This is a genomic window from Salinicoccus sp. Marseille-QA3875, assembly GCF_054950095.1.
Genome location: NZ_CM143103.1, coordinates 1422809 through 1437975, shown reverse-complemented (window position 1 = coordinate 1437975; position 15167 = coordinate 1422809). Strand labels below are relative to the sequence as shown.

Genomic DNA, 15167 nt, shown 5'->3' with positions numbered 1-15167 from the left:
ATTGAGAGCAATTTAAGAATAAAAAACTGCCGGGCCACAATGGCAGGGCAGTCACACAGCATCCTCTTTTTCATTCGTCATTTCAGTCGTCCTGTCATGGTTGATCAACGTTCTGAATAATATGATGATTTCATTGAGCAGATGGGCCTTGAACACCTCATCCCCGTCGAGTTCCAGAATGCATCCGTGCAATTCTTCAAGTACGGGATGTTCGATATCAAGAACTGACATATCTTCGTTGATCAGCGGCAGTACTTTCTCCAGCACTTCCAGTTCTTTTGGAGAGAATTCCAATTTCAGAGTGCGGGGGATGTATATCAGATTGCCGACATATGTCAGATAGATTTTGATGAACTGCAGTTCTTTCCGGATATCATTCAAGTGCCGCAGCCCCTCCTCGTTAGAACGGTGATAGCTGTACTCATCATGCTGGTATTGGAGCAGCTGTTCGGCCTCTGCGATGATTTTCTGGACTTCTTTATATTTTTTATCGGATTTGGCGGATTGGAGCTTCCCGCGGGTCAGCTCTTCCACACGTCTGTGGAACAGTTGCTGAATGTCTTTTTTGGATGTCGTGGCGAGCACTTTTATCCGGTCTATATATTGTGGCGGCAAAATCAAGTAGTTGATCACCGTACTCGTAGTCAGCCCGATCATCGTCGTTGCCAGCCTTGATGTAAAATTATAAAGGTAGGCATCCTGCACAGAAGGAATCATTGCCACTGCTGTGATAGCAGCAACCAGAACGCCGTCATAAAGTTTCAGGCGGTATGTGACAAATATCGTAAGAGTCGCAGCTATCGCATATGTAATTGCTGTTTCACCGAAGATGAATAAAGATGCGACGGCGATAAATGCACCAATGATCGATGCCGGAAAACGCACATAAGCTTTTTTAAGAGATGCTTTCGCAGTCGGCTCAATCGTAACGATTGCGGTAATGACAGCAAATATAGGCGGAAGATTCAGCCATATGCATATCAAAGCTGTGATGAATGTTGAAATTCCTGTCTTTATAATCCTTTCACCAAATATCTTTCTTATTTGAAACATTCTATCGACTTCTTTCTGAATAATCTCTACATGTAATGATACCAAACATTCCACTCTTAATGAATTTCCGAAAAAATTGTTTCACGTGAAAAATAAAGGCAGAGCAAATTAATTAAAGATAGCAGCTGTAAATGATAAAATAAGTGTATTATACATTCTATTTACAAAAGAGTGTGCAAAGCTTTCTCCAGTAGATTTGAACGCAGATGGTTTGAAAGAAACTGAAAAACTTATTAACAGTGAGACACCAGAAGCTGACATTCTTTTAATCACCACTGATGTTTCCAAAGAAGAAGATGTAGAGAATTATGTAAAACAGACAGTTGAAAAATTCGGCAGAATCGATGGTTTCTTTAACAATGCAGGAATCGAAGGTCAGCAGAACTTAACAGAAGATTATACATCTGAAGAGTTTGAAAAAGTTGTGCGCATCAACTTGAATGGTGTTTTCTTTGGCATGAAAAATGTGCTCAAAGTCATGAAAGATCAGGGTGAAGGTTCAATCGTCAATACCGCTTCTGTCGGAGGCATCCGAGGTGTCGGAGACCAGTCTGGCTACTCAGCAACAAAACATGGTGTGTTCGGACTTACACGCAACTCTGTGGTAGAGTATGGACAATTCGGCATTAATATTAACGCTATTGCTCCTGGCGCCATTATGACTGCAATGGTGGAAGGCTCATTAAAACGAATGGATCCGGAAAATTGGGAGGAAACAGGAAAAGAATTCGTCTCGGTCAATCCGATAAAACGTTTTGGTACTACCGAAGAAGTCGGATCTCTGGTAGTATTCCTGTTGTCAGTATCGGGCTTCATCAATGGTGCAGTCATCAACATAGACGGCGGTCAGTCATATAAATACTAAAACCAAAAAATCCAGGTCATACTGACCTGGATTTTTCTCTTATATATTAAACTTCATGTGGCCGTGGTTGATTGATCACAGCTTTGTAGTTGTCCATCAGGTTATACAGATACCTGCGTCCTGCTTCGAACTTTTCATCATTGATGATTTGTTTTTCAGTCTGGACAAGCACTTCTTCATCCGGCTCATAAATCTGGTCTTTTGCTAAAAAGTCCTCAATGCCGTCCGGTGTGATTTCCGGATGGAACTGCAATGCCAGAATATTGTCATTCACAACGAATCCCTGGTTATTACAGTTTTGATTATAATATACTTTTTCAGCACGTTCCGGAATTGTGAAGAAATCCTGATGGTGCTGGAATAATCGAATTTCGCTAGGGAGCCCCTGCAGAAGCGGATGCTGTGTCGCTCCTTCCACTTCATATAAATAATGCCAACCGATTTCCATGTGTGCCATTCTCTGAACTTCACCGCCAAGTGCGGTTGATAAAATTTGTGCGCCTAAGCAGATTGCCAGCATACTTTGATTTTCATCAACAAGCTTTTTTAACCACTCTGTTTCTTCGACCACAAAAGGGTAGTTTTCAGTTTCATATGCCGTCTGGCGTCCACCTAATATAACCAGCAGATCAAATGTCTCGTCCACAGGTAATGGATCACCTTCATAAATTTTGGCAGTATTGATTTGATAATTATTTTCATTTGCCCAGTCTTTTATATAGCCTAATGGTAAAAGCGGGTCATGTTGGATCACTTGTATGATCATATTAATTGCCTCCTTTTCTAATAAAACTCCTCCTTGAAATTAAGTCGATTTTAACTCGATACGACACACTATAATACAAAAGTATTTTGTGGTCAAACTAACAGTCTGTTAATTTCAATATTTATTTTTTAACCTTTACATATATCAAATAAACTAAATGACTATAACTTAAACATTTCAAATCATGACATGCATCAATATCGCTTCAGTATTTTGAATATTGAGAATAAAAATTCAAGATTATTAGATTATATGCTAAAATATTCTTAATGTTTTATTCATAGAACAAAGGGGTGCCTTCATGACTGTAGAAATGATTTTTGTAGCTTTGATGATCATTATAATGCTTGGTTTATTACTATTCGAAGTTGCCCGCGCTGACTTTGTCATATTTTTCTTCTTAGTGATCTTTTTACTTTCCGGCACAATAACCACCGAGCAGGCCTTGAGCGGTTTTTCCAATGAGGGTATGCTTACTGTTCTGCTTCTGTTTATAGTTGCGGGTGCCATACAAAAACATGGCATTATAGAAAATTTCATCTACGGAATACTGGGAAAATCAAAATCATTACGTTTATCCATGGTGAAGCTGCTCGCACCCATCTCTCTCGCTTCCGGGTTTTTAAACAACACACCGATTGTCATTACACTGACCCCGATATTAAGGGACTGGGCTAGAGAAAATAATTTTTCACCTTCCAAACTTTTAATCCCTCTATCCTATGCGACCATTCTGGGCGGCACAATTACGATGATTGGTACATCTACCAACCTTATCGTTAATGGGTTGCTTATAAATGCAGGTGTCGAAGGATTTTCTTTTTTCACTCTGACGATTGTCGGGCTGCCGATTGCCATAGTCGGACTGATTTATATTTTAACCGTCGGTTATAAAATCCTGCCAAACAATTTGGGTGCCGAAGATACGATTCGTAAAGAAGCCAAGGAATTTTTAGCCGAAGCAACAATAGGCGAGAAGTTTGAACATATCAACGATAAAATCATCACCGCTTCAAAAAATTCCCTGAAAGGGATTTATATTATAGAAATTATCAGATATGATGGGGAACGTATTTTTCCTGTAAACGCCAATACCATTATACGAAAGGGAGATAATATAATTTTTTCGGCCACCCTCAACAGAATAGCCGAAGTCGAAAAATTAAAAGGGGTTTCGTTGGATACAGGCACTGACGAGAGTCTGGAAGTTCTTCAAAATGATAAACATCATCTTGTCGAAGCAGTCGTCTCCCATAATTCGGGGCTGCTGGGTAAAACAATCAGAAGCTCAATGTTTAGATCAACGTATAATGCTGGTGTAATTGCAGTCCACAGAAATAACCAGCGTATTACGAGCCGGGTGGGGGACATCGTGTTAAAACCCGGAGATACTCTGCTGCTGCTCGCTGAAGACAGCTTTGTGCAGGAACATCAGCATTCCCATAACTTTTATGTCGTTTCAACAGTCAATCCTCCTGAGCGTCTGAAACAAAGTAACATAAAAGGTTTCCTTGCCCTGGGATTATTATTGGTAATGATCCTCTCTGTTACATTGGGCTTGCTGACAATGTTTGAAGCCATGTTGATCGCAGTCGTTCTATTGATTATCACCAGGTTGATCAATTGGACAGAGATTTTGACATACATCCAGTTCGATGTGATTTTATTGATAGCGAGTGCGTTTGGAATCGGTGCAGCCATGACCCAGTCCGGCCTTGCTCAATTTATAGCAGAGAATATGCTGGCTTTTGCACGCCCTCTTGGAATTCTCGGTGTTATATTTATCGTATATATCGTTACTAACATATTTACTGAACTGATTACCAACAGCGCAGCAGCAGTTTTAATGTTCCCGATCGCATTTGAGATTGCCAGTCAGCTGGATGTCCCTTACATGGGACTTATTGTTACCATTGCAATCGCCGCTTCATGCAGCTTCATCACGCCTATCGGCTATCAGACCAACTTGATTGTTTACGGCCCCGGCGGTTATAAATTCAGCGACTATATAAAAATTGGCGCACCATTAGTATTCATTACGATGATTATGACCTCGACAATAGTCTACTTTGTATGGTATTAGAGCTTGATTTTCATATAAAAAAGGACTTTCACTCGAAAGTCCTTTTAAAATTCCTTATCTTTTCTCCAATTTCATCCCGCACCCGCTGGAATTCCGGCCAGTCTTTACCAGCCGGGTCATCAAACGGCCAGTGCTCCTTTTTCACACCATGAGGTATGACCGGACAGTTTTCATCTGCATCACTGCATAATGTCACTACCAGGTCTGAACGATTCAAAATATCATTATCAATTAAGTCGGAAGTCTGTGATGATATATCAATCCCCGCTTCGTCCATGGCCCGGACGGCCTTCGGGTTCACTCCATGGGTTTCTATACCGGCTGAATATACTTCCCATTCCCTGCCAAGTATATCTTTACCCCAGCCTTCAGCTATTTGCGAACGGCACGAATTGCCTGTACATATGAAATATATAACCTTTTTATCCATTAAACCATCTCCTTTTTAAAATAAGAGCAGTGTTAAATAAAGGCCGATAAGTGTAAATACCAGCACTGGTATCGTAATGACTATGCCCACTTTAAAATAAATGCCCCATGATATCTTCATTCCTTTTTGCGTCAGAACATGGAGCCAGAGCAGAGTGGCAAGCGATCCGATCGGCGTGATTTTAGGTCCAAGATCAGAACCGATGACATTCGCATAAACCAGACCTTCTTTTAATATGCCCTGCACACCGGACTGATCGATAGCTATCGCATCAATCATCACTGTAGGCATATTATTCATCGCAGATGATAAGAATGCAGCGATGAAGCCCATGCCCATAACTGCTGCAAGCAGACCCTGTCCGGCAATCATTGTCAGAACATCTGCCAGTAAATCTGTAATACCCGCGTTTCTTAAACCAAATACAACGATATACATCCCTAGAGAAAAGATGACGATATTCCACGGGGCACCTTTAATGACTTCTCCGGTATTCACAGCCTGCGATCTGCCTGCCATCATTAAAAATATGACTGCGGTAATTCCTGCGATAAATGATACAGGCACGGCAACAAATTCACTTGCCATATATCCTGCAAGCAAAATACCGAGTATTACCCAGGAAATTTTGAAAAGCTTTATATCTTTAATGGCCGCTCTGGGTTCAGCCAGATTTTGCTCTTCAAATTTACGCGGTATAGAGTTTCTGAAGTAAATTAACAGAACCACAATACTCGCAGCAATCGAAAATAAGTTGGGTATCAGCATACGGCTTAAGTATTCCAAAAATCCTATCCCAAAATAATCAGCGGAGACGATGTTCACAAGGTTACTCACAATAAGCGGCAATGAAGCAGTGTCTGCGATAAATCCGCTTGCCAGTACAAATGGAAATACGACCTTTTCCTCAAATTTCAGATTGCGTACCATTGCCAGGACAATAGGCGTCAGTATAAGTGCCGCTCCGTCATTTGCAAAAAATGCCGCAACGATTGCACCGAGTAATATTATGTAGACGAACATTTTAATACCATTGCCTTTACTCGCTTTAACCATGTGCCTTGCCGACCATTCGAAGAAGCCGATTTCATCCAATATCAAAGAGATGATAATCACAGCCACAAAGGTCAATGTGGCGTTCCAGACAATATCTGCAACTTCTATGACATCACTGAAAGAGACGACACCGGTTATTATTGCCAGAACTGCTCCTAACGTCGCTGTGATGCCAATATCCAGTCCCCTGGGCTGCCAGATGATAAATATCAATGTGAGTAAAAATATAATTATCGCCAAAGTTGTCATCAGACACATTCGCCTTTGTCTATAGATTTGCAAACACATTCATCGTTGTCCTGTGCAATTAAATTGATATAAGTGCTGACTTCCTTCAGCACTTCGTCATTCAATTTGTACATCCTCTTATTGCCGTCTCTGCGGGACGATATCAGATTGTTATCAGCCAAAGCTTTCATATGATGACTCAAAGTCGGCTGCGAAAAATCGAAATACTCTAAGAGTTCACACGCACATAGCTCACCGCACGATAATAGATCCAGTATTTCCAAACGGTTTGGATTTGCAATTATTTTTAATGTATTTGATAAGTTTTCATACGTCATGTCATCTCCACCTTTCACTATATATATTACCCTCTATATAGATTGTGGTCAATGTAGATTTAATCAAATTAAAAGCAGGACTTTTCAGCCCTGCTTTTTAATCAATTATTATTCCATTTTCAAAGTCATCGCATTTATGGCAACTATTATTGTACTCAGCGACATCAATATTGCTCCGACTGCCGGGGAGAGGATCAATCCCATAAATGCCAGTATACCTGCTGCAAGTGGAACTGCTAAAATATTATAACCCGCACCCCACCATAGGTTTTGCACTGTCTTCTTCACAGTATTTTCCGCTAAAGAAAGGAAGTGAATAATGTCTGCCGGATCACTTTTCACTAAGATGATATCTCCCGATTCAACCGCGACATCGGTACCGGCACCGATTGCCACACCAATGTCAGCACGTACTAAGCTCGGTGCGTCATTAATTCCATCTCCAACCATCATGACTTTTTTACCTTGAGATTGATAGTCCTGGATGATTTCTTCTTTATCCTCAGGCATCAATTCTGCACTGACTTCTTCAATACCAAGTTCCTCTGCAACCGCTTCTGCCACTTGCCTGTTATCACCTGTTAACATGACAGGACGAATGCCCCGTTCAATAATTTCATTTATCATACCTCTGGCACTTTCTTTAATCTTGTCACCTTGGGCCACGATTCCATAATTCTCACCGTCAACAACAAGAAAACTCACTGAGTTGCCCTGACCGGCTAATTCTGCAAACTGTGTTTTATTATATGGTATGTTCTTACCTTTCAGGTAAGAAACACTTGTGATTTTCATATCTTTATCATCAATAAGAGCTTCTAAACCGACCCCGGGTATATTATTCACATTTTCCGCTCTTGGGATATCCACTTTTCTAAAGCCAGCTTCATCCAATATACCTTCAGCAAGCGGATGTGATGAACTCTGTTCAATCGCTGCCATCAGAGCCAGCACTTCATCATCAGAATACTTATCATTAAAACTTTCAACATGGTTAACAGCAAAGTTTCCTTCTGTTAATGTACCTGTTTTATCCATCATGATATAGTCTAAGTGTTTTGCTGTCTCGAGTGATTCGCGATTTTTCACAATCAAACCGTTTTTAGCTCCAAGCGACGTTGAACGTGCTGTCACTAATGGAATGGCAAGACCAAGCGCATGCGGACAAGCGATTACGAGAACCGTAACCAATCTCTGTAAGGCAAAATCCACATCTCCCTGAATCATCAACCAGACAACGAATGCTACTATACCGACACTTAACGCAAAGTAGAATAAATACCCCGCAACTTTATCCGACATCAGCTCTGCTCTCGATTTATCACTTTGTGCTTTACTTACAAGACCCATCACCTGTGATAAATAACTGCTCTTACCGGTGCCTGTCACTTCAATTATGATGGTACCCGAACCATTCACAGTTCCGCCAATCACTTCATCATCAAGTGCTTTTTCAACTTTCTTCGATTCGCCTGTCACAAGAGATTCATCCACTGAACTTTTTCCTGATATAATCTTACCGTCAGTAGGTATATTATCTCCTGCCTTTATCTGAACCGTATCTCCTTCATTAACTTCAGATAATTCTACCTCTCTAGTATTACCAGCATCATCTATCAACACCGCCGTATTCGGCAGCAGTTCAGCCATCTTTTTCAATGCATCACCTGCATTGCCCACTGCTTTCATTTCGACCCAGTGACCGAACAACATGATCAGTATCAATGAAGCCAGCTCAAAAAAGAAATCCATCGTATGAGCATCAGTAGCTCCGAAGTGGTTCATATAGAATGCAAACAGACTATATACATAAGCGACGGATATACCCATCGCCACTAGCGTCATCATACCCGGCTTACGATCTTTCAGTTCAGCGACTGCACCTGATAAAAACGGTTGTCCGCCGTAGATGAATAATATTGTCGCAAATATCAACACTACCCAGTCTGAACCGGGAAAAGTAAATTGAAATGGAAGTGTAATACCCATCATGGGTGCTAAAAACAGTATAGGAATACCGAAAATTAACGAGACGAAAAACTTCTGTTTGAAGTCACCATGATGGTGGTCATGTCCGCTATGGTCGTCGTGATCATGGTGATGGTGCCCATGATTCTTAACATCATGGCTGTGATGATGCGAGTGATTATTTTCTTCATGCCGGCTGTGTGGCATCTTAACCCTTCTCCCTCCATATATATTTATCTTCACACTCATTATATACCCCTTAGGGGTATAAGTCAATTTTAATAAAAGTCGCCTTTCAATATTGATTTTTTAATCTCTTTTTAATACATAAATAAAGATTATTCAAGCGTGCTTTAGGGTAAAACAAAGGAAAGGAGAGTGGATATCAATATGAGTAAATCTGTACTTATAGTGGTTACAAATCATGATAGAATAGCGGGTAATAAAGACAGACCGACAGGGGTATGGTTATCTGAAGCAGCAGAGCCTTATATCGCTTTTCAAAGCGCCGGATTCAAAGTTGATATTGCGTCACCTAAAGGTGGCAATGTACCCATAGATCCAAATTCAGTGGAAAATGGAAATGATGATGAGAAATTTACCAAAGTGACTAAACTTCTCCAAGAGACTGAACGTCTCGGGGACCTGGTATATGAAGGTTATGATGCAATATTCTTAGCCGGCGGCCATGGCGCAATGTATGATTTCCCTGGAAATCCAGACCTTCAGAACATTATGGCTTATTTCAAGGATGATGGAAGAATCATCAGTGCAGTATGTCACGGCCCTGCTGCTTTTGCTGATGCCAAAACGAAGGACGGTAAATATCTCGTTGATGGTATCAAGCTCACAGGGTTTACAAATGTTGAAGAAAAATCTATGAATCTTACAGAGGATATGCCTTTCCTTCTTCAGTCAAAACTGGAAGAGAACGGCGCAGGTTTTGTTGAAGGCCGTGAAATGGAAGAGAATGTCGTCTCAAGCGGTAATTTTGTTACCGGTCAAAACCCCGCTTCAGCAGAAGGTGTCGCAGAAGCTGTAATCAACAGACTTAAATAATTTTATCCCGGGTGAAAATCACCCGGGATTTTCTCTGATTATTTTAACCCGGCAAGCGCATCAATCACTAAACAGGTGCTGTTGATACCATTATAGAAATTATCCACGTCCATGTTTTCATTCGGTGAGTGATTGGCTTCATCCGCATTTGCATATGGCACTACAACAGATGGCGTTCCCAAAATTTTCGACCATAACGCATCAGGGATGCTGCCTCCCATACTGGGCTGGATATAGGCGCGGCGTTCAAATCCGCTTTCGACTGCCTGACGTATCGGTTCGATGAACGATGAGTCGGCAGAGGTTCTTGAAGGGGAGACCATGCCTAATGTTTTAATATCTACATTTGGTGCATGTTCATTTACATGCGCTTTTAATAATTTAAATATTCTCTCAGGATTCTGATCCATCACCAGCCGTATATCCATTTTCAATTTTGCGCTGGAAGGGATAATGGTTTTTGCACCCTCGCCGCCATAGCCGCTGGTAAACCCTGCGATGTTAAAAGTGGGTTCAAAACACAATTTATGATAATATTCTTCTTTTGTCATATCGATGGAGTCATCCCCGGCATCCTTACGGATATCTTCAATTTCAAAGGGCAACTGTCTCAGCAATTCTTTTTCTAAATCTGTCGGTGCCTTCACATCATCATAAAATCCTTCCAATAATACCCGGCCGTCTTTATCTCTCATCGTATTAAGCAGCTCTACAAGTTCCCATGCAGGATTATTTGCGATATTGCCTTTATTGCCGGAGTGGTTATCAAAATCTGACGCCTGCACGTTCAGTTCAACATACAGCAAACCCCTTACGCCTAACAGTAAATAAGGGCTGCCATCTGAGAGCATCGGTCCGTCGGATGTGTACACCAGGTCAGCGTTGAGCTTCCCTTTATATTTTTCAATAAAGGGCTCTAAATTGATGCTGCCTATCTCTTCTTCACCTTCGATTAAAAACTTGATATTGATCGGCACATTTCCATGTGCTTCAATATAAGTTTTAAAAGCGAGGATCTGCGCCATAAACTGCCCTTTATTATCACCCGCACCACGGGCAAAAATCTTACCGTTTCGTATGGTCGGTTCAAAAGGCTCGGAATCCCATTTTTCTATCGGATCCGGCGGCTGTACATCATAATGGCCGTATATAAGTAAAGTCATGGCATCAGGAGAAACAATATGTTCACCGTAAACAACCGGGTTGTGGTCTCCTTCAATGATTTCTACATGCGCTACACCAGCTTCACGCATCTTCTCTGAAACCAGTTGTGCACATTCTTCTATCCCCACATTTTGAGCGCTGATACTTTTTTGCCGTATCACTTCAAACAATTCTTCTAAATATTGATTTTTATTTTCTTCAATAATATTTCTATAACTCATTAAAACCCTCCCCTGATCTGGATATTATTTTCCTTGTATATATTCTATCATTTTATCCAAAATGATATTTCTCTATAAATATTATATATGTACACATATCTGAAAAAAACAGACAAGCCATTTTACTTAAAGTAACAATGATGATAGTATTTTTTATGAATTAAGAAAATTTAGTTATATTAAAAAGGAGGAACTTCATGAAATACAGAATTGGAGTAGACACAGGCGGTACCTTTACAGATGTGGCTTTAATTGCTGAAGCGACAGGTGATATTCTAGTGACAAAGGTGCCTTCCACTCCAGAAAATAGTGCGATTGGAGTAATGGACGGAGTAAAACAGATTTTATCGAAAAATAATATCCCTACAGATAAAATCTCTTTTTTCACACACGGTTCAACCGTTGCCACCAACACACTATTGGAACGGAAGGGCGCTAAAACAGCGCTGATTACAACTAAGGGCTTCAAAGATATTTTAGAAATCGGCCGTCAGACCCGTCCTGATTTATACAATTTCAGAGTCCGCCGCTCAAAACCTCTGATTCCCAGAAATCTCAGATGGGAAATCGATGAACGCATCAACGCTCAAGGTGAAGTCACCAAAGATTTTCAAAGAGAAGATATCAATGAGCTTATGGAGATGATCCGGAGGGACAATATAGAGTCACTGGTCATTTGTCTTATCAACTCATTTTTAAACGATGAAAATGAAGTTAAACTCAGAGATATGCTGACCGAGGAATTCCCGGCCTTGTCCATTACCATTTCTGCAGATATCCTGCCGGAAATAAAAGAATACGAACGCACCAGTACAGTTGCAGTCAATGGCTATGTGATGCCGAAAATGCACTTTTATCTCCGTGATCTGGAAAAATCCATCAAAGAGTATGGTATCTCCAGCGAACTTTACATCATGCAGAGTAACGGCGGCATCATCACGACGGATACAGCGGTGGAACAACCTGTGAGAACAGTCCTCTCGGGCCCGGCCGGCGGGGTCATTTCCGGAACGGATGTTGCCAGACAGACTGGTATAGGCAACTTGATTACGATCGATATGGGCGGGACAAGCCTGGATGCTGCATTAATAAATGACGGGGAACCGCAATACACTACAAACAGCCGGATTAATGACTTCCCCATTAATGTGCCGATGGTGGAAATGCATACAATCGGCTCCGGGGGCGGCAGTATCGCATGGATTGATTCCGGTGGTGCTCTCAGAGTCGGACCGCACAGTGCCGGAGCAGATCCCGGACCTGTATGTTATAACAAAGGCGGTACAGAACCGACAGTCTCCGATGCCAATGCTATTTTAGGCAGATTGAATCCGGATTCGATTCTCGGCGGCAAAATGAAGATGAACCTTGAAGGTGCAAAAAAAGCAGTTGAAGAAAAAATTGCAAAACCGCTCGGCTTATCTGTCGAGGAGGCGGCCGAAGGAATATTGAAAGTCGTCAACGCAAATATGGTCAGGGGAATCCGTGTAGTATCTGTAGAAAAAGGACATGATACCCGTGATTTCTCATTGCTTGCCTTTGGTGGAGCAGGGCCGCTTCATGCCGTAGATATCGCACATGAGCTGGAAAGTAAAAATGTCATTGTGCCGTTCAGTCCCGGCATTAACTGTGCAACGGGCATGTTAATTGCTGACGTCCGCCATGACTATGTCAATTCATTCATCTCTACAACATCATCCATTGACTATGACCGATTAAATCAATCTCTTAAAGCTTTAGAAAATGTTGCACGTGAAACATTGGGAGCCCAAGGTTTTGATGATGAACACACAGAGATCATCTACAGTATCGATTTGCGTTATGCTGGTCAGGCGTATGACATAAACGTCGAGTTGGAGGATGCTGATGCAGACGAATCTGCTCTTGACAAGGCAGTCCGGAATTTCCATGAAATACATGAGAGAATCTACGGCTTCAGCCGTACCGAAGAAAAACTGGAAACCGTCAATGTCCGGCTCTCTTCGTTTGGTTTAATCGAAAAACTTGAAAGTAAGAAGCTGGAGGCTGGATCCGGTGCTGATGTACCATATACAACCCGTGATGTTTATTTTGACGGAGAATTCCATGAAACAAAAATATTTCAACGGTCTGATCTATACTTGGATTATTCCTTTGAAGGCCCGGCAATTATTGAACAGCTGGATTCGACTACAGTAATATATCCGGATCAGCCGACAAGAGTGGATACTTACGGCAACTTGATTATAGAAAATATCAGCTCTGCCACCAAGGAGGAGAAGTTCAATGGCTAAAATAGATGGAATTACATTGGAAGTTATGAAAAACTCATTTTACACCATCGCTGAAGAGATGGGTGTCACCTTGATAAAAACCGCTTTATCAACGAATATAAAAGACCGTGTAGACTGTTCAACAGCTTTATATACTAAAGACGGCGAGCTGGTTGCACAGGCAGAACATGTGCCGCTTCATCTGGGTTTGATGCCTTCTGTGGTCAAAGAAGTGCTTAAAATGTTCCCTGAAGAGGATTTGAATCCTGGTGATGCCATTTTAATCAATGACCCTTACGTCAGCGGCTCCCACCTGCCTGACATCTTTATGGTCAGTCCGATATTTCATGAGGGTGAACTTGTCGCCATCGCATCCAACGTGGCACACCATGTCGATGTCGGCGGACTTGCTCCGGGAAGCATGTCCGTTAAAGCAACGGAAATTTTCCATGAAGGTTTGCGTCTAACAGGTGTCAGAGTACGTAAAAATGGCGAGTTGGACAATGAAATCATCCGTCTGTTGAAATCAAACGTGCGTACGGGAGATGAAGTCCTGGGTGATATTTATGCACAGCTGGCAGCAAACTCGGTAGCAGAGCAGCGTCTGGCTGATTTGATTGATAAATACTCATCAGATCATATTTTCAACAGCATGGAAGAAATTATAAATTACTCTGACAGACGTATGCGTGCTGCAGTAAAAGAAGTCCCTGACGGTGAATACAGTTTCGAAGATGTCTTGGAAGGAGATGGCATCACTGAGGATGAGATTGTCGTCAAAGCCAAAGTCATTGTCCACGATGATGAAATCACTGTAGACTTCACCGGTTCCAATCCACAGACGGCTGGCCCGATGAATTCTACTCTTGGCGTGACAAGCGCGTGTGTCTACTACTCGATCAAGTCATTGCTGGAACCGGATGTGCCTCCAAATGCAGGGACTTACAAATGCTTAAATATCGTTGCACCAAAAGGGACGGTCGTGAATCCTAATTTTCCGGCACCGGTGTCCAACGCCAACCTGAACACATCGCAAAGGATTGCCGATACAATTTTCGGCGCCATGGCAGATGTATTGCCTGAAAGGTCAATGGCCGCATGTTCCGGTACGATGACAGGCTTTTCAATCGGAGGCTATAACCAGGAAGAAGGGAAATACTTCTCATATGTTGAAACTTACGGCGGTGGCCAGGGTGCACTGGATGATATGGACGGAATGGACGGCGTTCATACGAATATGACTAACACTTTGAATACGCCTGTCGAAGTCATGGAGCAGAGTTTCCCTTTCAGTGTTAAAAATTACGGTTATATCGATGACAGCGGCGGTGCAGGCAAACATCGCGGCGGTACCGGGCTGCAGCGTGAAATACAATTGCTGGACGATGGTTTTACAATTACACTGACAGCCGACCGTGCGAAAAATCAACCATGGGGGTTGTTTGGCGGTGAAGGCGGGCAGACTTCAAAATGCACTATTTTCACAAATGACGGCGAAGAAATAAAAATCAAATCCAAAGAAACAAGAACTGTTCAAAAAGGAGATTCCATCAGGCTGCAGACTGCCGGCGGCGGCGGTTACGGCAAACCTGAAGAAAGAGATGCTGAAGATATTAAGAAAGATATCGAGCTTGGTTTCATCTCAAAAGAACAGGCTGAGAAAGACTATAATCACAGTAAATAA

Annotated in this window: 12 protein-coding genes; 5 read left to right on the top strand and 7 right to left on the bottom strand. The window is 41.9% G+C overall.

What is annotated here, in order from left to right:
* Nucleotides 1-51: 51 nt before the first annotated feature.
* Nucleotides 52-1098, bottom strand: coding sequence for an FUSC family protein (locus ACY8DT_RS07300; protein ID WP_462419676.1), 1047 nt, complete (start codon nucleotides 1096-1098; stop codon nucleotides 52-54).
* A 166-nt stretch (nucleotides 1099-1264) separates the two neighbouring features.
* On the opposite strand from ACY8DT_RS07300, the gene ACY8DT_RS07295 reads away from it, so the two are divergent.
* Nucleotides 1265-1918, top strand: coding sequence for an SDR family oxidoreductase (locus ACY8DT_RS07295; RefSeq protein WP_462419675.1), 654 nt, complete (start codon nucleotides 1265-1267; stop codon nucleotides 1916-1918).
* A gap of 46 nt (nucleotides 1919-1964) precedes the next feature.
* On the opposite strand, the gene ACY8DT_RS07290 is transcribed toward ACY8DT_RS07295, so the two are convergent.
* Nucleotides 1965-2684, bottom strand: coding sequence for a type 1 glutamine amidotransferase (locus ACY8DT_RS07290; RefSeq protein WP_462419674.1), 720 nt, complete (start codon nucleotides 2682-2684; stop codon nucleotides 1965-1967).
* 301 nt (nucleotides 2685-2985) lie between these two features.
* Here ACY8DT_RS07290 and ACY8DT_RS07285 point away from each other — a divergent pair, with 301 nt between their 5' ends.
* A complete protein-coding gene (locus ACY8DT_RS07285) occupies nucleotides 2986-4767 on the top strand; it encodes an SLC13 family permease (RefSeq protein WP_462419673.1) in 1782 nt (593 codons plus the stop codon).
* A 28-nt stretch (nucleotides 4768-4795) separates the two neighbouring features.
* Here the strand turns inward: ACY8DT_RS07285 and arsC are convergent, their stop codons facing one another.
* From arsC to ACY8DT_RS07265, 4 genes are all read right to left on the bottom strand, one after another.
* The gene (gene arsC / locus ACY8DT_RS07280) at nucleotides 4796-5197 is read right to left on the bottom strand and encodes an arsenate reductase (thioredoxin) (RefSeq protein WP_462419672.1); all 402 of its coding nucleotides are present in this window, start codon (nucleotides 5195-5197) and stop codon (nucleotides 4796-4798) included.
* A 15-nt stretch (nucleotides 5198-5212) separates the two neighbouring features.
* Nucleotides 5213-6502 carry an arsenite efflux transporter membrane subunit ArsB gene (gene arsB, locus ACY8DT_RS07275; protein ID WP_462419671.1) on the bottom strand — a complete coding sequence of 430 codons (1290 nt, stop codon included), beginning with the start codon at nucleotides 6500-6502 and terminating at the stop codon, nucleotides 5213-5215.
* A complete protein-coding gene (locus ACY8DT_RS07270; protein ID WP_462419670.1) occupies nucleotides 6502-6819 on the bottom strand; it encodes an ArsR/SmtB family transcription factor in 318 nt (105 codons plus the stop codon). Before ACY8DT_RS07270 ends, arsB begins: the two co-directional genes overlap by 1 nt.
* Before the next feature lie 108 nt (nucleotides 6820-6927).
* Nucleotides 6928-8994: a heavy metal translocating P-type ATPase gene (locus ACY8DT_RS07265; protein ID WP_462419669.1), complete on the bottom strand. Its 2067-nt coding sequence runs from the start codon at nucleotides 8992-8994 to the stop codon at nucleotides 6928-6930.
* Nucleotides 8995-9177: 183 nt separating this feature from the next.
* On the opposite strand from ACY8DT_RS07265, the gene ACY8DT_RS07260 reads away from it, so the two are divergent.
* Nucleotides 9178-9846, top strand: coding sequence for a type 1 glutamine amidotransferase domain-containing protein (locus ACY8DT_RS07260; RefSeq protein WP_462419668.1), 669 nt, complete (start codon nucleotides 9178-9180; stop codon nucleotides 9844-9846).
* 38 nt (nucleotides 9847-9884) lie between these two features.
* Here the strand turns inward: ACY8DT_RS07260 and ACY8DT_RS07255 are convergent, their stop codons facing one another.
* Nucleotides 9885-11231 carry a M20/M25/M40 family metallo-hydrolase gene (locus ACY8DT_RS07255; protein ID WP_462419667.1) on the bottom strand — a complete coding sequence of 449 codons (1347 nt, stop codon included), beginning with the start codon at nucleotides 11229-11231 and terminating at the stop codon, nucleotides 9885-9887.
* 197 nt (nucleotides 11232-11428) lie between these two features.
* On the opposite strand from ACY8DT_RS07255, the gene ACY8DT_RS07250 reads away from it, so the two are divergent.
* Complete coding sequence (locus ACY8DT_RS07250) at nucleotides 11429-13504, top strand: hydantoinase/oxoprolinase family protein (RefSeq protein ID WP_462419666.1); 2076 nt, start codon at nucleotides 11429-11431, stop codon at nucleotides 13502-13504.
* The gene (locus tag ACY8DT_RS07245) at nucleotides 13497-15167 is read left to right on the top strand and encodes a hydantoinase B/oxoprolinase family protein (RefSeq protein WP_462419665.1); all 1671 of its coding nucleotides are present in this window, start codon (nucleotides 13497-13499) and stop codon (nucleotides 15165-15167) included. Before ACY8DT_RS07250 ends, ACY8DT_RS07245 begins: the two co-directional genes overlap by 8 nt.

Bases quoted from the DNA above. Each gene is read 5' to 3' on its own strand.
- ACY8DT_RS07290 (WP_462419674.1), bottom strand. From the start codon at position 2,684: ATGATCATACAAGTGATCCAACATGACCCGCTTTTACCATTAGGCTAT.
- ACY8DT_RS07285 (WP_462419673.1), top strand. From the start codon at position 2,986: ATGACTGTAGAAATGATTTTTGTAGCTTTGATGATCATTATAATGCTT.
- arsC (WP_462419672.1), bottom strand. From the start codon at position 5,197: ATGGATAAAAAGGTTATATATTTCATATGTACAGGCAATTCGTGCCGT.
- arsB (WP_462419671.1), bottom strand. From the start codon at position 6,502: ATGACAACTTTGGCGATAATTATATTTTTACTCACATTGATATTTATC.
- ACY8DT_RS07270 (WP_462419670.1), bottom strand. From the start codon at position 6,819: ATGACGTATGAAAACTTATCAAATACATTAAAAATAATTGCAAATCCA.
- ACY8DT_RS07265 (WP_462419669.1), bottom strand. From the start codon at position 8,994: ATGCCACACAGCCGGCATGAAGAAAATAATCACTCGCATCATCACAGC.
- ACY8DT_RS07260 (WP_462419668.1), top strand. From the start codon at position 9,178: ATGAGTAAATCTGTACTTATAGTGGTTACAAATCATGATAGAATAGCG.
- ACY8DT_RS07255 (WP_462419667.1), bottom strand. From the start codon at position 11,231: ATGAGTTATAGAAATATTATTGAAGAAAATAAAAATCAATATTTAGAA.
- ACY8DT_RS07250 (WP_462419666.1), top strand. From the start codon at position 11,429: ATGAAATACAGAATTGGAGTAGACACAGGCGGTACCTTTACAGATGTG.
- ACY8DT_RS07245 (WP_462419665.1), top strand. From the start codon at position 13,497: ATGGCTAAAATAGATGGAATTACATTGGAAGTTATGAAAAACTCATTT.